Genomic DNA, 19168 nt, shown 5'->3' with positions numbered 1-19168 from the left:
GGCGAGTCTCCGATTATTTTTTATTGTGCTGAAGGCACTTGCAGTGCAGAAGGAGCTTGCAGCGGCGAGGGCGCTTGCTGTGGCGAGGTGCCATAGACGGCCGCCGGTTCCGGAAACAGCCGCAGCAACGTCAGGTACACCACCGACGCCAACCCCAACGTCACCGGCAAGCTGATATCAATGCCCTGCGCCAAATTGCCCAGCGGCCCCACAAACTGCCCTGGCAAATTGACGAAGCACAGCCCCACCAGCGCACTCGGAATCCATGCCCCCAGCCCGCGCCAGTTCCAGCCATGGCTGAACCAGTAGCGCCCGCCGGTTTCACCGCGGGTGAACACTTGCAGGTCATCCGGGCAGTAGAAACCGCGACGCACGATCAGGCCGATGATCATCATCACCATCCACGGTGTGGTGCAGGTGATGATCAGCACGGCGAAGGTCGACACGCTCTGCACCAGGTTGGCGGCGAAACGTCCGATAAAGATGAAGGCAATCGACATCACCCCAATCAGCAACGTCGCCTTTACCCGTGAGAGCAAGCGCGGGAACACGCTGGACATGTCCAGCCCCGTGCCATACAGCGAGGTCGTGCCGGTGGACATGCCGCCGATCACCGCGATCAGGCACACCGGCAGGAAGAACCAGGTCGGCGCCACCGCCAGCAAGCCGCCGACGTAGTTGTTGGCCGCGATATAGTCCGGCGCCTTGATCGCCACGATGGTCGCGGTGGCCAGGCCGAACAGGAACGGGATCAGGGTGGCGATCTGAGCCGCGACCACCGCCAGCATGATGCGCATTTTCGGCGTCTCACGTGGAATGTAGCGCGACCAGTCGCCGAGGAATGCGCCGAAGGAAATCGGGTTGCTCATGGCTACCAGCGCTGCGCCGATAAACGCCGCCCAGAAGCCGGTCTGGCCCATGGCGACGCTGCCCGCGAAGTGGCTGTCGAAGGCTGGCGCGAACGCGAAGATCCCCAGCAAAAACAGCAGGCTGGCCGCCCACACCGCAATGCGATTGACCCACAGCATGAAGCGAAAACCGTAGATGCACACCGTCAGGACGAGCAGGGCGAACAGGCCATAGGCCAAGCCCAGGGTCAGGTCAGTTTCCGGCAGGCCTATCAGACGTTTCGCACCACCTACCAACGCATCGCCTGAACTCCACACCGACAGTGAGAAGAAGGCAATCGCCGTCAGCAATGACAAAAACGAACCGACAATCCGCCCGTGCACGCCAAAGTGCGCCCCGGAAGACACCGCGTTGTTAGTGCCATTGATCGGCCCGAACAGGCCCATGGGCGCCAGGATCACAGCACCCACCAGCACGCCCAGCACAATCGCCCAGACACCGGCCTGGAACGACAAGCCAAACAGCACCGGGAACGAGCCCAGTACGGCAGTGGCAAAGGTGTTGGCACCGCCGAAGATCAGGCGGAACAGATCCTTGGGGCTGGCGGTACGCTCGTGGTCGGGGATCTGTTCGACCCCGTTGGTTTCAATCTTGCGAATACTGTTTTGGTTGTTTTTATTATTCATGATCAGCTCCGATCACATTGGCTAAGGGGGCGGCAGCCCTTCCGGCACAGCGGACAAATGTTCGTGACAGGCCAGCCACAGGCCTTCTTGTTGTTCTGTGCGTAGCCCTTGCCTTTTGAAGACAATGGTCTCGCGTTCCTGGCTAGAGAATTGCTCCCCGTTCATGCGCAGCTCGGTGGCCACGTCATGCACAAATATCGCCACGTCACCCTGCAGGCTGACAAAGGCATTACTCGACGTACACGACAGCACCTCGAATCCCTCGTCCGCGCGCCAGCTGTCCCACAACGCCTGGTAGGCATCGCGACTGAGCAGCGGCTGGGGGAGGGTGTAGAACACAAAGCTGGCGTCGGCCGTGAACGCGCCGAAATAGGCGGCGCGATCATTGCGGGCGAAGGCCGCCACCAGCTCGGCGGCGGCTTGCAACACCGCTTGCGTGCTCATCAGCGATGCGCCACGCCGGGCAGTACGCAGAGCATCTCGTACAGCAGGTTGGCGCCGAGCAGTGAGGTGTTGCCGGTGGTGTCATAGGGCGGTGAAACTTCTACCAGATCACAACCAATCAGGTCGAGGCCCTGGCAGCCCCGGATGATCTCGATCGCCTGGATGGTGGTCAGCCCGCCGATTTCCGGGGTACCGGTGCCGGGTGCCCAAGCCGGGTCGATGCCGTCGATGTCGAAGCTCAGGTAAACCGGGCCGCCGCCAACTTTCTCACGCACTTCGGCCATCAATGGCGCGAGGGAGTGATGCCAGCATTCTTCAGCCTGGACCACACGGAAACCCTGTTTGCGGCTCCAGTTGAAGTCTTCGGCGGTGTAGCCCTGAGCGCGCAGGCCAATCTGCACCACGCGGTCGCAATCGAGCAGGCCTTCTTCCACGGCGCGGCGGAAGGTGGTGCCGTGGGCGATTTTCTCGCCGAACATATGGTCGTTGACGTCAGCGTGGGCATCGATGTGCACGAGCCCGACTTTGCCGTGTTTCTTGTGGATCGCCCGCAGGATCGGCAGGGTGATGGTGTGGTCACCGCCCAAGGTCATGGGGACCACGTTGTGTTCGAGGATCTCGTCGTAGGCTTCTTCGATGATGCGCACGGCGTCGAGCAGGTTGAAGGTATTGATCGCCACGTCGCCGATGTCGGCCACCGACAGCGAGTCGAACGGTGCGGCGCCGGTGGCCATGTTGTACGGGCGGATCATCACCGACTCAGCGCGGATCTCACGCGGCCCGAAGCGGGTGCCGGCGCGCAGCGAGGTGCCGATGTCCAGGGGCACGCCGACAAAGGCGGCGTCCAGGCCCTTGGCCGATTGCAGGTGGGGAAGACGCATCATGGTGGCGATGCCGGCGAAGCGCGGCATTTCGTTGCCGCCCAGTGGTTGGTGGAAAATCTTGTCCACGGGATTGCCTCATCGTTGTTTTGTTTATTAGAGGCCGATTCTGCGAAAAGCCCGTGGCGGGAAGAATCGGCAGGGGCAAATACTTAGTTCAGATTTTTCTAAACTAATGCCTGGGGTAAACTGCGTTCAAATGTGGGAGGGGGCAAGCCCCCTCCCACAGGATTTTGTGTATGCCTCTGGAGACCTCATGGCCAACGCCTTGCCCGACCTGAAACTCCTGCGCATCTTCGTCAGCGTCGTGCGGCACCAGGGGTTTGCCAATGCGCAGCACGAACTCAACCTGTCCACGTCGGCCATCAGCACGTATATGAGTCAGTTGGAGTCGGCGTTGGGCCTGGTGCTGTGCCATCGCGGGCGTGGTGGCTTCAGTCTCACCAGCAAGGGCGAGTTGTTCCATCAGGAAACCCTGCGTCTATTAGCCGAGCTGGAAGGCTTCGAGCAATACGCCGCCGCACTCAAAGGCGAGCTGCGCGGCACCCTCAAGCTCGGCGTGCTCGACTCCACCGTCAGCGACAAGGCCTTGCCGTTCGCCGAAGTGATTGGCGCCTACAGCCTGGAACACCCGGCGGTGCACCTTCATTTATCGGTGATGAGCCCTTACGAGCTGCAGCTAGGTGTGCAGGACAATCGCCTGGACCTGGCCATCGGCGCCTTCTCCAATCGCATGAGCGGGCTGATCTACATGCCGCTGTACCGCGAGCAGCACTGGTTGTATTGCAGCACGCGGCACCCGTTGTTCAATGAACGGCGCATCCCGGAACAAGTGATCACCCAGCAACGCATGGTCGGACGCGGCTACTGGAGCCAGGCGGAACTGGCGCGCCACGGTTTCAAGCACAGTGCCGCCACGGTGGAAAGTATGGAGGCGCAACTGATCCTCGTGCTCTCCGGCGCCTATATCGGCTACCTGCCGGAGCATTACGCCCAGGCCTGGGCCGACAAGGGCGATCTGCGCGTGCTGCTACCGGCCACCTTTGGTTACCAGGCGCCGTTCTCGATGATCATGCGCCGTGGCCGCAGCCGCGAGCCGCTGATCCAGACCTTCCGCGATTTGCTCAAAGCCCAGCTCAACCAGGCCTGATAAACCATGTCCAGACCCCAATGTTCCCGTTGCCTCAGGCCCGTCACCCATTGCCTGTGCCCGCTGATCCCCAGCCTCGACAGCCGCACCCGCGTGTTGCTGCTGCAGCACCCGAGCGAGGTCAACCATGCGCTCAACACGGCGCGGTTGGCGGCGTTGGGCTTGAACAATGCACAGTTGGTGGTGGGTGAGGTGTTTGATGATTTGGCGACATTATTGAACCCGCCGGGTTATCAGGCGCGCCTGCTGTTCCCCGCCGACGACGCGCAGCCGCTGCAGGCCTATGTGCCCGGGGAGCAGCCTCTGTTGTTGGTGGTACCCGATGGCACCTGGCGCAAGGCGCGCAAGTTGCTGCACCTCAATCCGTTACTGGCGGCGTTGCCACGGGTGACCTTGGCCGACGGCGGTGTATCGCGCTATCGGCTGCGCAAGGCACCCGGGCCGGGGGCCTTGTCGACCATTGAAGCCATCGTGCAGGCGTTGCAGGTATTGGAAGCACCATTGTCATTCGAGCCGTTGCTCAAACCCTTTGAAGCGTTGATCGAAGGGCAGATTGCGGCGATGGGGGATGAGGTCTTCCATAAAAATCATGGCGACGGTCGGCCTGGCTAGCAGGTTCATCGAGGTGCGGCGATCGGGGGCAAGCCCCCTCCCACATTTGACTGTATTCACAATTCAAGGGTGGGAGGGGGCTTGCCCCCGATAGGGCCCCCCCAGTCACCTTATTCCTTTAAGCCATAAGCACCGCACTTTGCGTGATATGGCCCGCCGGCCTTTCCCGGTATGATGTGCGCCCCGCAGTCTGGATTGCGAATACGCCATGACCTTGCAGTACCCTACAATCGCCGATTGCGTCGGCAACACGCCCCTGGTCCGCTTGCAACGCATGGCGGGTGAAACCAGCAATACCCTGTTGCTCAAGCTCGAAGGGAACAACCCCGCAGGCTCGGTCAAGGACCGCCCGGCGCTGTCGATGATCACCCGTGCCGAATTGCGCGGGCAGATCAAGCCTGGCGACACCTTGATCGAAGCCACCTCGGGTAACACCGGGATCGCCCTGGCCATGGCCGCTGCGATCAAGGGTTACAAGATGGTGTTGATCATGCCCGACAACGGCAGCGCCGAGCGCAAGGCGGCCATGACCGCCTATGGCGCCGAGCTGGTGCTGGTGACCCAGGAAGAAGGCATGGAAGGCGCTCGCGATCTTGCTGAGCGCATGGCCGCCGAAGGCCGTGGCCAGGTGCTGGACCAGTTCGCCAATGGGGACAACCCCGAGGCGCACTACACCAGCACCGGCCCGGAGATCTGGCGCCAGACCCAAGGCACCATTACCCATTTCGTCAGCTCCATGGGCACCACCGGCACCATCATGGGCAACTCGCGCTACCTCAAGGAGCAGAACCCGGCGATCCAGATCGTCGGCCTGCAACCGATGGAAGGCTCGGCTATCCCTGGCATTCGTCGCTGGCCCGAAGAGTATCTGCCGAAGATCTACAACGCCACGCGCGTGGATCGCATCATCGACATGGCCCAGCGCGAAGCCGAAGACACCACCCGCCGCCTGGCCCGTGAAGAAGGCATCTTCTGCGGCGTGTCCTCCGGCGGCGCCGTGGCCGGTATGTTGCGTTTGTCCAAGGAAGTGGAAAACGCGGTGATCGTCGCGATCATCTGTGACCGAGGCGACCGTTACCTGTCGACCGGCATTTTCGACGAACCCAACTGATGGCCAAGCACGAGAGAGGCCTGCGCTTCCAACCGACGGGCGGCAGCCGGGCCCCACAGATCCCCGTGGGCAAGAAGCAGCGCCTGACCATCGAGCGCCTGGCCAATGACGGCCGTGGCATCGTGTTCTTTGAAGGCCGCACCTGGTTCGTCAATGGCGCGCTGGCTGGCGAAGAAGTCGAAGCGCGGGTGCTGGGCGCCCACGGCAAAGTGGTCGAGGCCCGCACCGAGCGGGTGTTCAAGGCCAGCGCCCTGCGCCGCCCGGCGCCCTGCGCCCACGTTGGCCGCTGCGGCGGTTGCAGCGTGCAGCACTTGCCCCACAACGAACAACTTGCCCTGAAACAGCGCATGCTCGCCGAGCAACTGTCCCGTGTGGCCGGTGTCGAACCGCAAGAGTGGGCCACGCCGTTAAGCGGCCCCGAGTTCGGTTACCGACGCCGTGCCCGCGTGGCCGTGCGCTGGGATGCCAAGGCGAAAAAACTCGAGGTGGGTTTCCGCGCAGTGGCCAGCCAGGACATCGTCGCCATCGACGATTGCCCGGTGCTGGTACAGGCCTTGCAACCGATCATGCAGCGTCTGCCGAACATGCTGCGGCGTCTGAGCAAGCCTCAGGCACTGGGGCATGTGGAGTTGTTCAGTGGCTCGTCCGTCGCCGTGTTGCTGCGGCACATGGCGCCGTTGTCGGAAGCGGACCTGCTGATCCTGAAAGAATTCTGCAGTTTCCATGAAGCCCAATTGTGGCTGCATGGCGAAGGCCAGCCGGAACCGGTTGAGCCCGATCAGTCACTTGGGTTTCGATTGGACGCCTGGGACCTGGCGCTGGCGTATCGACCAGGGGATTTTGTCCAGGTCAACGCCGGGGTCAACGAGGCGATGGTTGCCCAGGCCCTGGACTGGCTGGCGCCGCAGCCCGATGAACGGGTGCTGGACCTGTTTTGTGGGCTGGGCAACTTTGCCCTGCCACTGGCAAAACAGGCGCGAGAAGTGGTGGCGGTGGAAGGTGTGCAGACCATGGTGGACCGGGCCGCACAGAACGCTATCAGCAACAATTTGCATAATGCGCAGTTTTTTCAGGCCGATTTGTCCCAGCCTTTGACTGACGCAGATTGGGCCAAACAGGGCTTTTCTGCGGTACTCTTGGATCCACCCCGCGATGGTGCCCAAGAGGTTGTGCGCAAGCTCGCCACCCTGGGGGCCAAGCGCCTGGTGTATGTGTCCTGCAACCCGGCGACGCTGGCGCGGGACACGGTTGAGTTGGTCAAGCAAGGCTACCGGCTAAAACGTGCCGGGATCCTCGACATGTTTCCGCAGACAGCGCATGTCGAGGCCATGGCGTTATTTGAAGCGGGCTAGGATGCCCGTTTAATCCGACTGGCCTGCATTCTCCAAGGCCGTGATCTGCCAGGGAGTTTGCAGCAAAAGGTCGGCATGATTTTTGGCGCATCCAAGGTGCGTCGTAGGGAAGGTAAGCAAGATGGTACAGGTGAGAGCACACCAGCCGATCAACACTGACGGCAGTATCAACCTGGAGGCATGGCTGGATCATGCCATCAGTGTCGACCCGGCACTGGACCGTGAAGCCTTGAAAGCAGCCTGCGAGTTCGCTCGCGAGTCTGAGCAACAAGACAATGCGGCCAAGAACCTGTGGGCCGAAGGCACTTCCAGCTTTCGCACCGGGTTGGAGATCGCCGAGATCCTTGCCGATCTCAAGCTGGACCAGGATTCGCTGATCGCCGCCGTGCTCTATCGCGGCGTGCGTGAAGGGCACATCCAGTTGCCGACCGTCAGCCAGCGTTTCGGCGCGGTGGTAGCCAAACTGATCGACGGCGTGCTGCGTATGGCCGCCATCAGCGCCAGCCTCAGCCCGCGCCAGTCCATGGTGCTGGGCACCCAGGGCCAGGTCGAGAACCTGCGCAAGATGCTGGTCGCCATGGTCGACGACGTGCGCGTCGCTCTGATCAAACTGGCCGAACGCACCTGCGCAATCCGTGCTGTGAAAACCGCCGACGACGAGAAACGCAACCGCGTCGCCCGCGAAGTCTTTGACATCTACGCGCCGTTGGCCCACCGCCTGGGCATCGGTCATATCAAATGGGAGTTGGAGGACTTGTCCTTCCGCTACCTGGAACCTGATCAATACAAACAGATTGCCACGTTGCTGCATGAGCGGCGGCTCGACCGTGAGCGCTTTATCAGCGACGTGATGGGCCAGCTGCGCGCCGAGTTGCAGGCCACCGGTGTCGACGCCGACATCAGCGGCCGCGCCAAGCACATCTATTCCATCTGGCGCAAAATGCAGCGCAAGGGCCTGGCCTTCAGCCAGATCTATGACGTGCGTGCGGTGCGCGTGCTGGTGCCGGAAATGCGCGACTGCTACACCGCGCTGGGCATCGTCCACACCCTGTGGCGGCACATTCCCAAGGAGTTCGACGACTACATCGCGAACCCCAAGGAAAACGGCTATCGCTCGCTGCACACAGCGGTGATCGGCCCCGAGGGCAAGGTGCTCGAAGTGCAGATCCGCACCCATGCCATGCACGAAGAAGCAGAGCTGGGCGTGTGCGCGCACTGGCGCTACAAGGGCACCGACGTCAAGGCCGGGTCCAACCAGTACGAAGAGAAAATCTCCTGGCTGCGCCAAGTGCTGGAATGGCACGAAGAACTCGGCGACATCGGCGGCCTGGCCGAGCAACTGCGGGTGGATATCGAGCCGGACCGGGTCTACATCTTCACCCCCGACGGCCACGCCATCGACTTGCCCAAAGGCTCCACGCCCCTGGACTTCGCCTACCGCGTGCACACTGAGATCGGCCACAACTGCCGTGGCGCCAAGATCAACGGGCGCATCGTGCCGCTCAACTACAGCCTGCAGACCGGTGAACAGGTCGAGATCATCACCAGCAAGCACGGCACGCCGAGCCGCGACTGGCTGAACCCGAACCTGGGCTACATCACCACCTCGCGGGCGCGGGCGAAGATCGTCCATTGGTTCAAGTTGCAGGCGCGGGACCAGAACGTCGCTGCCGGCAAGACCCTGCTCGAACGCGAACTGGGCCGCCTGGGCCTGCCTCAGGTGGACTTCGACAAGCTGGCCGAAAAAGCCAACATGAAGATCGCCGAAGACATGTTTGCTGCCCTCGGGGCTGGCGACCTGCGCCTGGCGCAGTTGGTCAACCTGGCCCAGCAACTGGTCGAGCCGGAACGCGGCAACGAACAGCTTGAGCTGATCCCGCGCAAAGCCACCGGCTATAAGCCCGGCAAGCGCGGCGATATCCAGATCCAGGGCGTGGGCAACCTGCTGACGCAAATCGCCGGTTGCTGCCAACCGTTGCCCGGGGACGCCATCGTCGGCTACATCACCCAAGGCCGTGGCGTCAGCATTCACCGCCAGGACTGCGCCTCGGTGCTGCAACTGGGCGGGCGCGAGCCGGAGCGGATTATCCAGGTCAGTTGGGGCCCGGTGCCGGTGCTCACCTACCCGGTGGACATCATCATCCGCGCCTACGACCGTTCCGGCTTGCTGCGAGACGTGTCGCAAGTGCTGCTCAACGAGCGGATCAACGTGCTGGCGGTCAACACCCGCTCGAACAAAGAGGACAACACCGCATTGATGTCCCTGACCATCGAGATTCCGGGATTGGACGCATTGGGCCGGTTGCTGGGGCGGATTTCCCAGCTGCCGAACATCATCGAGACACGGCGTAACCGCACACCATGATGTATTCGCTGGAAGACCTGCTGCACTTGATGAGCCGCCTGCGGGACCCGAAATACGGGTGCCCGTGGGACATCAAGCAAACCTACGCGACCATCGTCCCGCACACGCTGGAAGAAGCGTATGAAGTGGCTGACGCCATCGAGCGCGGCGACTTCGATCACCTGCAAGGTGAGCTGGGCGACTTGTTGTTCCAGGTGGTGTATTACAGCCAGCTGGCGCGGGAAGAAGGGCGTTTCGAATTTGCCGGAGTGATCGACAGCATCACGCGCAAGCTGATCCGACGCCATCCTCACGTGTTTCCCAGCGGCGATCTGTACGCGCCGCTGGATACCCCGCAGTTGAGCGAAGAGCAGGTCAAGGAACGCTGGGAGCAGATCAAAGCCGAGGAGCGCGCGGAAAAATCCGACGCGCCGGAGCAACTGTCCCTGCTCGATGATGTGCCCACCGCGCTGCCGTCCTTATCCCGTGCCGCCAAGTTGCAAAAGCGCGCCAGCCAGGTTGGTTTCGACTGGCCATCGGCGTTGCCGGTGGTGGACAACGTGCGCGAAGAGCTGGATGAAGTGCTCGAAGCCATGGCCGATAACGACTCGGTGGCCATTGCCGATGAAGTCGGTGACCTGCTGTTTGCGGCGGTCAACCTGGCCCGTCACCTCAAGGTCGACCCGGAAACCGCGCTGCGTGGCGCCAATGCCAAGTTCGAACGACGTTTCCGATTTATCGAACAGGCATTGCGCGACACCCGTCGTCCCATAGAAGATTGCACCCTCGAAGAGTTGGACGCCCTGTGGGGCGAAGCCAAACGTCAGGAAAAGAATGTGTCCAGCTGCGGTTGAGCAGTTGCCTAAGTGAGTAAGCACCATGAGCCTTTCCCTTCGCGACCAGTTGCTCAAAGCAGGTCTGGTCAACCAAAAGCAGGCCAAACAGGTCGGCAAAGAGAAACAGAAGCAGCAGCGCCTGGTCCACAAAGGCCAGATCGAGGCGGATGACACCCAGGCTCGCCTGGCCATTGCGGCGCACGCCGAGAAGGTCAAGCGCGACCAGGAACTGAACCGCCAGCAGCAGGAGAAAGCCGAGGCCAAGGCCCGCACGGCCCAGGTCAAGCAATTGATCGAAACCTCGCGCCTGCCCAAGCTGACCACCGAGGACTACTACAACTTCGTGGATGACAAGAAGGTCAAGCGCCTGTCGGTCAACACGCTGATGCGCAACAAGCTGAGCAACGGCTCCCTGGCGATCGTGCACCACGGTGGCGGCTACGAGGTGATCCCGCGCGAAGCGGCGCTGAAGATCCAGGAGCGCGCACCGGAGCGTATCGTGCAGCTCAACATCCTCACCGAAAGCCAGGTGCCGGATGAAGACGATCCATACGCGGCCTACCAGATCCCGGATGATCTGATGTGGTAAGGCTGTAAAACAACAAACCCCGCACTTAACAGGCGGGGTTTTTGTTTGCAGGCACTCCAGCTGCTGTGTGGGGCCGGGTGCCTGCGGGATTTCAGTGTTTCAGGAGCTTTGTGCCTGGCGTTTCATCTCAAGCGATTCAAGCTCGTTTTTATAATTATGAGCATCGCTCTCGTTGTGAAACATGCCGACCAGCAGGTCTTGTTGGTGTACATCCCAGATGTGAATCCCATGGCCCAAGGCTTCGTGGGACATATGTTCGTCGTCGCGTTCAGTTACTTTTACAGTCATCTGCTTGCTCCAATCTCTGGTGGGTCTGCGGCAAGTCGTCGCAGGCCTTTTTTATACGATTTGTTAGCTTGCTAAGTAAACCGCTTTAGCGGTTTATGACAGAAGTTTCATGTTGATGTCAGGCTTTGAAGAAATGTACTAGCCCCTCCCACACTTGAGAATGCGGTCGAAGGTGGGAGGGGGCTTGCCCCCGATAGCGCCAGAAGCTTCAAGGCAAAACCACCAGGCGAAAAAAAGCCCCGCATTCAGCGAGGCTCCCGTTCAGCTCATCCGCGCAATCAGTTGCCTTTGACAGCCTTGCCGTCAACGGTACCGTCCTGCAGCATGATGTTGTACTCCTTGCCGTCAGTCTCAACCTGGCGCAGGGCAACCAGGATGCCGCCCTGGTCCTTGGCAAACCACATCTGGGTGATGCGCTTGCTTTGGGTCGGGTCACGCACGCGCTCGACCTTGATTGCGTCGATGGAGCCTACTTTGGTCTGGACCTTTTCCGGGCCGATCACGCGGAAGTCGTAGGTGTCGACGTCGGTGCCTTCCACCACGTTGTAGCTCATGCTCTTTTTGCCGGCCGCCACATCGCGTTGCAATGCCAGCTGGTAGGTCGACTTGTCGAGCATGCCGCTTTGCAGGGGCACGTTGATCGGGTCTTTGTTTTCAAAGCCGGTGACTTTCTTGGCGGTCTGGTCGAAGTCCAGGTTGATCTTCTTCGCCTTGCCCAGGCCGCCACGCTCGAAGCTGTAGCTCACGGGTTGCAGGGTGTCCTTGTCGAAACGGATCACGCTGGTTTCGGTCAGGCTGGCGATCATCATGGATGCCTTGAAATTCAAGGTCCATGCGCCGTTGTCATTCTTGGTCAGGCTGCGTTCAGCCGAACCACTCATGGGCAACTGTTTCCAGTCGGCGGTGTAGCTGACGGAGAAGGGGTGAAGGTCTGCCGCTTGCACGGCAGGCAAGGCGAACAGCGCAAAAGCGAAGAGCAAGGCGCGACGCATAAAATCTCCTAGGTTCGAATCAAGTGGCCGCTGGCCGCAAGTAACTGACCGTCCAATAATGCACCCTGGTCGCCGAGAATCAACCGCCCTTCGGCAAACCAGCGCACAGCCAGCGGGTAAATCCTGTGTTCCTGGGTATGAACCCGTTGCGCAAGTGTCTGCGCCGAGTCGTCAGACTCTACCGGAACCACTGCCTGTACGACCAGAGGCCCGCCATCGAGTTCCTCGGTCACAAAGTGCACGCTGCAACCATGCTCGCTGTCACCGGCGTCGAGGGCGCGCTGATGGGTGTGCATGCCTTTGTATTTGGGCAGCAGGGAAGGGTGGATATTGAGCAGGCGCCCGTCGTAATGCCGTACGAAATCAGCGCTGAGGATGCGCATGAAACCGGCCAGTACCACGAGTTTGGGGTTGAAGGCGTCGATGAGTTCGATCAAGGCGCTGTCGAAGGCCTCGCGTCCCTCGAAAGCCTTGTGATCCAGCGAGCGGGTATCGATACCCGCGTCCCTGGCGCGTTGCAGGCCGTAGGCGTCGCTGCGGTTGGAGATCACCGCCGCGATGCGCACCGGGCTGTCGCCGGTGCGCGTGCTGTCGATCAGGGCCTGCAAGTTACTGCCGGTGCCGGAGAGCAGCACCACGACATCACAGGTCTGGGACATTAATGAGCCTTGAGGTTCTTCAGTTCAACCTGGGCCGCGCCTTCGGCAGCGGTGGCGATCTGACCGATGACCCAAGGCTGCTCGCCGGCTTCACGCAGGACGTTCAGCGCGGTTTCCACGTGCTCTTGCGCCACGCAGATCACCATGCCCACGCCGCAGTTGAGCACGCGGTGCATTTCGGTTTCGTTGACGTTGCCTTTCTCTTGCAGCCAGTCGAAGACCGCAGGACGCTGCCAACTGGCCACGTCGACAATCGCCTGGGCGCCTTTTGGCAGCACGCGCGGGATGTTGTCCAGCAGGCCGCCGCCGGTGATGTGGGCCATGGCCTTCACCGCGCCGGTGTCCTTGATCAGCTTGAGCAGTGGCTTGACGTAGATGCGGGTCGGGGCCATCAGAAGGTCGGTCAGCGGCTTGCCGTCGAGTTGGATGTTCTCGATGTCGGCGCCGGACACTTCGATGATCTTGCGGATCAGCGAGTAGCCGTTGGAGTGCGGGCCGGAGGACGGCAGGGCGAGCAGGGCGTCGCCGGCAGCCACTTTGGAGCCGTCGATGATGTCGGCTTTCTCGACAACGCCAACGCAGAAACCGGCCAGGTCGTAGTCTTCGCCTTCGTACATGCCTGGCATCTCAGCGGTTTCACCGCCGACCAGGGAGCAACCCGACAGTTCGCAACCCGCGCCAATGCCGGTAACCACTTGGGTAGCGGTCTCGACGTTGAGCTTGCCGGTGGCGTAGTAGTCCAGGAAGAACAACGGCTCGGCGCCGCATACCACCAGGTCGTTGACGCACATGGCAACCAGGTCGATGCCGATGCTGTCGTGCTTGTTCAGGTTCAGCGCCAGGCGCAGCTTGGTGCCCACGCCGTCGGTGCCGGACACCAGAACAGGCTGCTTGTAGCCGGCCGGGATTTCGCAGAGGGCGCCAAAACCGCCCAGGCCGCCCATGACTTCGGGGCGCGCAGTGCGCTTGGCGACGCTCTTGATGCGTTCGACCAATGCTTCACCGGCGTCGATGTCTACACCGGCGTCCTTGTAGCTCAGGGAGGGTTGCTTGCTCATGATCCAGGCCTTTAGGGGGGATTCAGGGGTAACGACCGAGCGGGCAGGCGCTTTTGGTAAAAGGCCCGGCCGGGGACGGTCTGCGAAGGCGCGCGATTTTATCAGGCTTGAGGGGCAGCGGCCATCCTCGGGCCGACGGGCAGGGCCATATAGGTTAAAAAAATGCTAATCGCCTCAGCCGTGGCGCGTATTAAGGTATAGCCTTGAACCCGCTATCGTTATGACAGCATGAAAACTTACCAGGCCCCTGTGAATGTTTTGCCGGTCGCCGTGGTCACAGCCATGGCAAACCGAGTTCACGCGGTCTGTTCCAGCCGCTAAATTTGTCGTTCGGGAATCTTCCATGCGTCTGTGTAAATTCTTCTTTGTGGGCTGCTTGTCGTTGGTCAGCCTGGCGAGTCATGCCGAAACCCTCAATGGCCTGTATCAAGTACTTGAACCCGTCACCAGCCAATCGCCCCAAGAGCGCGATCAGGCGACCCAGCGCGCTGTGCAGACCCTGGTGATCCGCCTGACCGGCGACGCCAAGGCCGCCGATGGCGCAGGCCTGGCGGCGATTCGCAAGGATCCGCAGCAAATCATCACCCAGTACGGCTACGACGCCGGCCCGCCCGAGAGCCTGCAAGTGGACTTCGACCCCGTCACCACTGACCGTGCGCTGCGTGATGCGGGCCTGTCGATCTGGGGTAGCAATCGGCCGTCGATCCTCGGCTGGTGGCTGAACGACTCCACCGAAGGAAGTAGTCTGGTGGGGGATGGCCAGACCGTTGCCCAGGCGCTGCGGCGTGCCGCGCAACACCGTGGCTTGCCGTTGCGTCTGCCGTTGGGGGATCTGGATGAACAGGTCGTCGCCACGGCGCCGAACCTGGAGAGCGCTGACGCCACGCCGTTGCGCGCCGCGTCCGAGCGCTATGGCGCTGATGCCTTGCTCGCCGTGCACGCGCGTCAGGAAGGCAATCAATGGCAGGCCAAATGGCGTCTCTGGCTGGGTGAGAAGAGCGATCAGGGCACTGTGCAGGGCGCCGACACCGGCGCGGTCGCCGATGCCGTGATGCTGGCGGTCAGTCAAAAACTGGCACCGCGTTTTGCGGTCAAGCCGGGCGTGAGCACCGAACAATTGCTGGAGGTGCAGGGGATGACCCTGGAGCGTTATGCCGCGCTGGGTCATTTGCTGGAGCCGTTTGGTGGCCAGCCGCAGTGGGTGGATGGCAACCGCATTGTGTACCGGGTCAATGGCAGCGCCGATCAGTTGCGTACCCAGTTGAGCCTGGCCAAGTTGCAGGAGATTCCTGCGGGTGAGGCGCAGGCCGCGCAGCCGGTCGTTGAAGGCGCGCAACCGGCTGGCGCCCCTGAGCCTCAGGCACAACTGCGTTTTCGTTGGTAACAGTTCTTCCTTATATAGAAGCAATGGAGTGGTTTATGGCGGATACGCGTCGTTGGGTGTGGCTTGGCGGGATCGTCCTGCTGTGCGTTTTTGTGTTCTTGCTGCATTCGATCCTGACGCCGTTCCTGGTTGCCTTGTTGCTGGCCTATCTGTTCGATCCGGTGGTGGATCGCCTGGAAAAAGCCGGCCTGTCGCGGACCTTGGGCGTAGTGGCAGTGTTTGCGCTGTTCACCTTGATCATCACCGCGCTGGTGCTGGTGCTGGTGCCGATGCTGGCCAAACAACTGTTTCGCCTCTATGAGCTGGCGCCGCAGATGCTCGACTGGTTGCAGCACACGGCAATGCCGTGGGCCCAGGCCAAGTTGGGGCTGTCGGACGGTTTCTGGAAGTTCGACAAGGTCAAGGCGGCGATCAGCGAGCATATGGGGCAAACCACCGATATCGTCGGTGTGATCCTCAGTCAGGCCACGGCGTCGAGCCTGGCATTGATCGGCTGGTTGACCAACCTGGTGCTGATTCCGGTGGTTGCGTTCTACCTGCTGCGCGACTGGGACATCATGATGGCCAAGATTCGTAGCCTGCTGCCGCGTGATCGTGAGGAGCGCATCGTATCCCTGGCCGGTGAATGCCATGAAGTACTGGGTGCATTCGTGCGTGGCCAGTTGTTGGTGATGTTGGCCCTGGGGGTTATCTACGCCGCCGGCCTGATGGCCATCGGCCTGGAGCTGGGCCTGTTGATTGGCTTGATCGCTGGTCTGGCCGCCATTGTTCCCTATATGGGCTTTGTGATTGGTATCGGTGCGGCGCTGGTAGCTGGTCTGTTCCAATTTGGCGGCGACCTGTACCCGATGCTCGGGATTGTTGCGGTGTTCATGGTCGGCCAGGCCCTTGAAGGCATGGTGCTGACGCCGTTGCTGGTGGGGGATCGGATCGGGCTGCACCCGGTCGCGGTGATCTTTGCGATCCTGGCGGGCGGCGAGCTGTTTGGCTTTACTGGCATCTTGCTGGCATTGCCGGTGGCCGCGGTGATCATGGTGCTGGTGCGCCATATGCACGATCTGTACAAGGATTCGGATGTGTACACGGGCGTCGAAGACCCCGACCTGTAACCGCTGCGTCACAAACCCGGCTCCGGCCGGGTTTGTTGTTTATGGGGTGGTGGCGTCAAACAATCCGCGTAAAACCGGCAAGTTAACGCAAACCTTTGATTTTGCTTGTGGTCTGCTGCATTGTGCACCCGGCGTCACGGGTATAAACTTTGCAAACTTTACACAGAGGCCACTAGCGGTTCGATGGGAGCCGTTCAGTCAGCATGAAACCGATTCAGCTGCCCTTAGGTGTGCGTCTGCGTGATGACGCCACCTTTATCAATTACTACCCAGGCGCCAATGCCGCTGCACTCGGCTATGTCGAGCGGCTCTGCGAAGCCGACGCCGGGTGGACTGAAAGCCTGATCTATCTGTGGGGCAAGCACGGCGTGGGGCGTACTCACCTGTTGCAGGCCGCTTGCCTGCGCTTCGAGCAGATCGGCGAGCCGGCGGTGTACCTGCCCTTGGCTGAGTTGATGGATCGCGGCATCGGCATCTTCGATAACCTTGAGCAATACGAACTGGTGTGCCTGGATGACCTTCAGGCGATTGCCGGCAAGGCCGATTGGGAAGAGGCGCTGTTTCATCTGTTCAACCGCTTGCGTGACAGCGGTCGGCGTTTGTTGATCGCTGCCTCCACCTCGCCGCGCGAGTTGCCCGTCAAGCTGGCTGACCTCAAGTCGCGCCTGACCCTGGCGCTGATCTTCCAGATGCGCCCGCTGTCCGACGAAGATAAATTGCGCGCCCTGCAATTGCGTGCCTCCCGTCGCGGCCTGCACCTCACCGACGAAGTCGGGCACTTTATCCTCACCCGCGGCACTCGCAGCATGAGTGCGCTGTTCGACTTGCTCGAACAGCTCGATCAGGCCTCCTTGCAGGCCCAGCGCAAGCTGACCATCCCGTTCCTCAAGGAAACCCTAGGCTGGTAGCCAGCCCTTTGTTTTCAAGGGTTTTGGCAAATTCCAGGCGTCAGAAAACCCGCGTTTGGGCCGGTTTGGCCACGCGAAAGGCGTCTATAGGGTGTTAAGGGCTTAGATGTCATAGTCCAAACAAGAAGTCACATAGATCACGATTGAATTTGCAAATCGATGTGATAGAGGGCATAGTCTCGGCTTCTTTACACATCAGCCACGGTCGTGCCCATGCTAAATCGCTTCGCACCCCTCGTGCCTCTCGCACTCGTTACCCTGTTGTTTGGTTGCGCCTCCCACCCTCAACAGGTGGTTGAGCAGCAAAAGCCTCAACAACATGCCCAGGCAAAATTCGTTGCAGCGCAGTCTTCCACTGTCTATCAGGAAGCTCTTTATAAAGAAGAGCAGGCAACCGAGAAAGAACTGGCCGACTTCTCCGGCAACAAGCCTTATCAGCTTCCAGTTCTGGCCGACAGCATCCTCGAACGTGGCATGTCCCTGATCGGTACCCGTTACCGTTTCGGCGGTACCTCTGAAGCCGGTTTCGATTGCAGCGGTTTCATCGGTTATCTGTTTCGTGAAGAGGCTGGCATGAACCTGCCACGCTCCACTCGCGAAATGATCAACGTGAAAGCACCGTTGGTCGCGCGCAACAACCTCAAGCCCGGTGATCTGCTTTTCTTCAGTACTGCAGGTCGTGGTCGTGTCAGCCACGCCGGTATCTACCTGGGCGATAACCAGTTCATCCACTCCAGCAGCCGTCGCAGTGGCGGTGTTCGAGTCGACAGCCTGGGCGACAGCTACTGGAGCAAAACCTTCATCGAAGCCAAGCGTGCACTCGCCATGGCCCCGACGACAGTTACCGCTAGCAAGTAAACTTAAAGTGATACTTGAAGTTTGACGTGTAAGCGCTAGAATCCCTGGACATTGTTGTAATCCGTTCGCGCGAGCCTTGCTTGCGCGTTCTGGTTTTCAGCGTTCGGCAGCGAAAGCCGCATCCAGACCAGGATTGTTTTGCACATGTCGACGTCAGCCCGCCTTGTTCTCCTCGTGTGCGCCGCGCTGCTCAGCGCTTGCGCCAGCCGTCCACCGCCTGCTCCTGTCGCGGTCAAGCCCAAGCCGGTGTTCAACTACTCCACCCAGAATTTCTCACCTGCTGCCGAAGACGTGCTCTTCCGTGCGCTGGGCCTGGTCGGCACGCCTTATCGCTGGGGCGGCAACACGCCGGACTCGGGCTTTGATTGCAGCGGCCTGATCGGCTTTGTGTTTCGCGACGCCGCCGGGATTTCCCTGCCGCGCACCACCCGCGAACTGATCGTGATGCGCGCCCAGGACGTGAGCGAGCAGAACCTGCAAACCGGCGACCTGCTGTTCTTCGCCACCGGCGGTGGTTCGCAGGTCAGTCATGCCGGGATCTACGTGGGCGAAGGCCGTTTTGTCCATGCGCCGCAAACCGGCGGTACGGTGAAGCTGGATACCTTGTCCAAGGCGTATTGGCAGAATGCCTACCTGAGCGCCAAGCGTGTGTTGCCGGGGAATCTGGCGCGCAATCCTTAAAAACAGCTGCAAGCTTGAAGCTTGCAGCTAGCCCCTCAACCCACTAACCTTCGCCGCTTGTTCCAGGTGCTCTGTGACCCATGGGTCGACGGAGTGAAACAGGGAAGCCGGTGAGTGAGCGCGCTTGTACACAGCGCCGCCGCAATTCCGGCGCTGCCCCCGCAACGGTAAATGAGTCAAGACGCTGCTTTTGCCACTGTATCGCTCGCGATATGGGAAGGCGCAGCGTTGGCCTGTGTGCTCTCTATAAGAGCAGCGCCACTCATGAGCCCGGAGACCGGCCTGGATCATTCAACAGCATCACGGTGGGCGATGCTTGGCTGTCTGTTTTTTCTTTTTCCTGCCCGCCGTTTTTGTCCAGCCCCAACGGAGAGCTG

Annotated in this window: 19 protein-coding genes and 1 riboswitch; of the genes, 12 read left to right on the top strand and 7 right to left on the bottom strand. The window is 61.0% G+C overall.

The features are described 5' to 3' along the window. Nucleotides 1-20 precede the first annotated feature (20 nt). The 3 genes from EJD88_RS04235 to speB are packed head-to-tail and all read right to left on the bottom strand — an operon-like array spanning nucleotide 21 to nucleotide 2929. On the bottom strand, nucleotides 21-1535 hold the full coding sequence (locus tag EJD88_RS04235; protein WP_158876920.1) for a cytosine permease: 1515 nt from the start codon (nucleotides 1533-1535) through the stop codon (nucleotides 21-23). A 21-nt stretch (nucleotides 1536-1556) separates the two neighbouring features. Further along, complete coding sequence (locus EJD88_RS04230; protein ID WP_158876918.1) at nucleotides 1557-1979, bottom strand: nuclear transport factor 2 family protein; 423 nt, start codon at nucleotides 1977-1979, stop codon at nucleotides 1557-1559. Continuing rightward, on the bottom strand, nucleotides 1979-2929 hold the full coding sequence (speB, locus tag EJD88_RS04225) for an agmatinase (protein ID WP_083357426.1): 951 nt from the start codon (nucleotides 2927-2929) through the stop codon (nucleotides 1979-1981). Before speB ends, EJD88_RS04230 begins: the two co-directional genes overlap by 1 nt. Nucleotides 2930-3116: 187 nt before the next feature. Between speB and EJD88_RS04220 the strand changes: the two genes are divergently transcribed. The 7 genes from EJD88_RS04220 (at nucleotide 3117) to EJD88_RS04190 (ending at nucleotide 10854) form a co-directional block, all read left to right on the top strand. After that, nucleotides 3117-4010, top strand: a complete 894-nt coding sequence (locus EJD88_RS04220; RefSeq protein ID WP_003175387.1) for a LysR family transcriptional regulator — start codon at nucleotides 3117-3119, stop codon at nucleotides 4008-4010. 6 nt (nucleotides 4011-4016) lie between these two features. Next, nucleotides 4017-4622: a tRNA-uridine aminocarboxypropyltransferase gene (locus tag EJD88_RS04215; protein ID WP_112196397.1), complete on the top strand. Its 606-nt coding sequence runs from the start codon at nucleotides 4017-4019 to the stop codon at nucleotides 4620-4622. Nucleotides 4623-4830: 208 nt separating this feature from the next. Further along, nucleotides 4831-5733, top strand: coding sequence for a cysteine synthase CysM (gene cysM / locus EJD88_RS04210; protein WP_099584064.1), 903 nt, complete (start codon nucleotides 4831-4833; stop codon nucleotides 5731-5733). Continuing rightward, nucleotides 5733-7085 (top strand): 23S rRNA (uracil(1939)-C(5))-methyltransferase RlmD, encoded by a 1353-nt coding sequence (gene rlmD, locus EJD88_RS04205; RefSeq protein WP_158876916.1) that lies wholly within the window; start codon nucleotides 5733-5735, stop codon nucleotides 7083-7085. The genes cysM and rlmD overlap by 1 nt, the downstream gene beginning before the upstream one ends. A gap of 121 nt (nucleotides 7086-7206) precedes the next feature. Then, on the top strand, nucleotides 7207-9450 hold the full coding sequence (gene relA / locus EJD88_RS04200) for a GTP diphosphokinase (protein WP_099584066.1): 2244 nt from the start codon (nucleotides 7207-7209) through the stop codon (nucleotides 9448-9450). Beyond that, on the top strand, nucleotides 9450-10283 hold the full coding sequence (gene mazG / locus EJD88_RS04195) for a nucleoside triphosphate pyrophosphohydrolase (RefSeq protein ID WP_099584067.1): 834 nt from the start codon (nucleotides 9450-9452) through the stop codon (nucleotides 10281-10283). The genes relA and mazG overlap by 1 nt, the downstream gene beginning before the upstream one ends. A gap of 25 nt (nucleotides 10284-10308) precedes the next feature. Then, the gene (locus EJD88_RS04190) at nucleotides 10309-10854 is read left to right on the top strand and encodes a DUF2058 domain-containing protein (RefSeq protein WP_099584068.1); all 546 of its coding nucleotides are present in this window, start codon (nucleotides 10309-10311) and stop codon (nucleotides 10852-10854) included. Between the two features lie 99 nt (nucleotides 10855-10953). Here the strand turns inward: EJD88_RS04190 and EJD88_RS04185 are convergent, their stop codons facing one another. The 4 genes from EJD88_RS04185 to purM form a co-directional block, all read right to left on the bottom strand. Continuing rightward, entirely contained in the window at nucleotides 10954-11142 is a 189-nt protein-coding gene (locus EJD88_RS04185) for a hypothetical protein (protein ID WP_003175379.1), read from the bottom strand. Between the two features lie 278 nt (nucleotides 11143-11420). Beyond that, complete coding sequence (locus EJD88_RS04180; RefSeq protein WP_158876914.1) at nucleotides 11421-12134, bottom strand: DUF3108 domain-containing protein; 714 nt, start codon at nucleotides 12132-12134, stop codon at nucleotides 11421-11423. Between the two features lie 8 nt (nucleotides 12135-12142). After that, a complete protein-coding gene (gene purN, locus EJD88_RS04175) occupies nucleotides 12143-12793 on the bottom strand; it encodes a phosphoribosylglycinamide formyltransferase (RefSeq protein WP_099584070.1) in 651 nt (216 codons plus the stop codon). Continuing rightward, nucleotides 12793-13851: a phosphoribosylformylglycinamidine cyclo-ligase gene (gene purM, locus EJD88_RS04170; protein ID WP_017527563.1), complete on the bottom strand. Its 1059-nt coding sequence runs from the start codon at nucleotides 13849-13851 to the stop codon at nucleotides 12793-12795. Before purM ends, purN begins: the two co-directional genes overlap by 1 nt. Before the next feature lie 343 nt (nucleotides 13852-14194). On the opposite strand from purM, the gene EJD88_RS04165 reads away from it, so the two are divergent. The 5 genes from EJD88_RS04165 (at nucleotide 14195) to EJD88_RS04145 (ending at nucleotide 18791) form a co-directional block, all read left to right on the top strand. Further along, nucleotides 14195-15235, top strand: a complete 1041-nt coding sequence (locus EJD88_RS04165; protein ID WP_099584071.1) for a DUF2066 domain-containing protein — start codon at nucleotides 14195-14197, stop codon at nucleotides 15233-15235. A 35-nt stretch (nucleotides 15236-15270) separates the two neighbouring features. Next, on the top strand, nucleotides 15271-16344 hold the full coding sequence (locus tag EJD88_RS04160) for an AI-2E family transporter (protein ID WP_032887781.1): 1074 nt from the start codon (nucleotides 15271-15273) through the stop codon (nucleotides 16342-16344). A gap of 203 nt (nucleotides 16345-16547) precedes the next feature. Further along, nucleotides 16548-17252, top strand: a complete 705-nt coding sequence (hda, locus tag EJD88_RS04155) for a DnaA regulatory inactivator Hda (RefSeq protein WP_099584072.1) — start codon at nucleotides 16548-16550, stop codon at nucleotides 17250-17252. Nucleotides 17253-17465: 213 nt separating this feature from the next. Beyond that, entirely contained in the window at nucleotides 17466-18110 is a 645-nt protein-coding gene (locus tag EJD88_RS04150; protein WP_099584073.1) for a C40 family peptidase, read from the top strand. 144 nt (nucleotides 18111-18254) lie between these two features. Beyond that, the gene (locus tag EJD88_RS04145) at nucleotides 18255-18791 is read left to right on the top strand and encodes a C40 family peptidase (RefSeq protein WP_112196391.1); all 537 of its coding nucleotides are present in this window, start codon (nucleotides 18255-18257) and stop codon (nucleotides 18789-18791) included. A 47-nt stretch (nucleotides 18792-18838) separates the two neighbouring features. After that, a riboswitch (cobalamin riboswitch) is annotated at nucleotides 18839-19092 on the top strand. Nucleotides 19093-19168 lie beyond the last annotated feature (76 nt).

The sequence above is a fragment of the Pseudomonas sp. PB105 genome (assembly GCF_009764655.1).
GTDB classification, from domain to species: domain Bacteria; phylum Pseudomonadota; class Gammaproteobacteria; order Pseudomonadales; family Pseudomonadaceae; genus Aquipseudomonas; species Aquipseudomonas cyclaminis.
The sequence above is the reverse complement of the archived record's forward strand: the minus strand, read 5'-3'. Positions and strand labels throughout refer to the sequence as shown.

Coding starts and splice junctions, on each gene's coding strand:
- EJD88_RS04220 (WP_003175387.1), top strand. CDS start 3,117: ATGGCCAACGCCTTGCCCGACCTGAAACTCCTGCGCATCTTCGTCAGC.
- purN (WP_099584070.1), bottom strand. CDS start 12,793: ATGTCCCAGACCTGTGATGTCGTGGTGCTGCTCTCCGGCACCGGCAGT.
- EJD88_RS04230 (WP_158876918.1), bottom strand. CDS start 1,979: ATGAGCACGCAAGCGGTGTTGCAAGCCGCCGCCGAGCTGGTGGCGGCC.
- EJD88_RS04160 (WP_032887781.1), top strand. CDS start 15,271: ATGGCGGATACGCGTCGTTGGGTGTGGCTTGGCGGGATCGTCCTGCTG.
- mazG (WP_099584067.1), top strand. CDS start 9,450: ATGTATTCGCTGGAAGACCTGCTGCACTTGATGAGCCGCCTGCGGGAC.
- EJD88_RS04180 (WP_158876914.1), bottom strand. CDS start 12,134: ATGCGTCGCGCCTTGCTCTTCGCTTTTGCGCTGTTCGCCTTGCCTGCC.
- hda (WP_099584072.1), top strand. CDS start 16,548: ATGAAACCGATTCAGCTGCCCTTAGGTGTGCGTCTGCGTGATGACGCC.
- EJD88_RS04145 (WP_112196391.1), top strand. CDS start 18,255: ATGTCGACGTCAGCCCGCCTTGTTCTCCTCGTGTGCGCCGCGCTGCTC.
- relA (WP_099584066.1), top strand. CDS start 7,207: ATGGTACAGGTGAGAGCACACCAGCCGATCAACACTGACGGCAGTATC.
- EJD88_RS04190 (WP_099584068.1), top strand. CDS start 10,309: ATGAGCCTTTCCCTTCGCGACCAGTTGCTCAAAGCAGGTCTGGTCAAC.
- EJD88_RS04185 (WP_003175379.1), bottom strand. CDS start 11,142: ATGACTGTAAAAGTAACTGAACGCGACGACGAACATATGTCCCACGAA.
- EJD88_RS04235 (WP_158876920.1), bottom strand. CDS start 1,535: ATGAATAATAAAAACAACCAAAACAGTATTCGCAAGATTGAAACCAAC.
- rlmD (WP_158876916.1), top strand. CDS start 5,733: ATGGCCAAGCACGAGAGAGGCCTGCGCTTCCAACCGACGGGCGGCAGC.
- purM (WP_017527563.1), bottom strand. CDS start 13,851: ATGAGCAAGCAACCCTCCCTGAGCTACAAGGACGCCGGTGTAGACATC.
- cysM (WP_099584064.1), top strand. CDS start 4,831: ATGACCTTGCAGTACCCTACAATCGCCGATTGCGTCGGCAACACGCCC.
- EJD88_RS04165 (WP_099584071.1), top strand. CDS start 14,195: ATGCGTCTGTGTAAATTCTTCTTTGTGGGCTGCTTGTCGTTGGTCAGC.
- EJD88_RS04150 (WP_099584073.1), top strand. CDS start 17,466: ATGCTAAATCGCTTCGCACCCCTCGTGCCTCTCGCACTCGTTACCCTG.
- EJD88_RS04215 (WP_112196397.1), top strand. CDS start 4,017: ATGTCCAGACCCCAATGTTCCCGTTGCCTCAGGCCCGTCACCCATTGC.